The sequence below is a fragment of the Herpetosiphon llansteffanensis genome (assembly GCF_003205875.1).
Classification (GTDB): Bacteria; Chloroflexota; Chloroflexia; order Chloroflexales; family Herpetosiphonaceae; genus Herpetosiphon; species Herpetosiphon llansteffanensis.
This window is the reverse complement of record NZ_PUBZ01000059.1, coordinates 1-401: the sequence shown is the minus strand read 5'-3', so window position 1 is coordinate 401 and position 401 is coordinate 1. Positions and strand designations below refer to the sequence as shown.

Here is a 401-nt window from a genome sequence, read left to right as displayed (position 1 = left end):
CGGCAGCGTCAGATGTTTATAAGAGACAGGATTTAGTGTTATCATCTCTGCCCAATGATATAAAACAGTATCTTGTATCTATTCAGCATAAGGTATTCTCTTGGATAGAGGAGGATAGCGATAATGCACGAAGATTTCGTGATGATCCACTTGGTTCATTAACGGAAATTGGGATTGATAGGGAAATAATTCAGAGAATTAAGGAATCGCAGGAGGATATAAAAAAAAGAATAAGCAATTTAAATAATAATTTTTATAATGCTAGTACTATTAATGAAATCAATGGATATAAATGTAGATCTGTAAATAATAAGACAGATATTACTTCATTAATGGAAGATATATCTGTAATACGCGCATTTACTGATAAAAAATTGAGTATTAATGAAAATGATAATAAT

1 protein-coding gene is annotated in these 401 nt (G+C 29.9%); it reads left to right on the top strand.

The genetic code is table 11. The features are described 5' to 3' along the window. On the top strand, positions 1-401 hold a 401-nt coding region (locus tag C5S61_RS27730), incomplete at both ends, for a hypothetical protein (protein ID WP_164689216.1).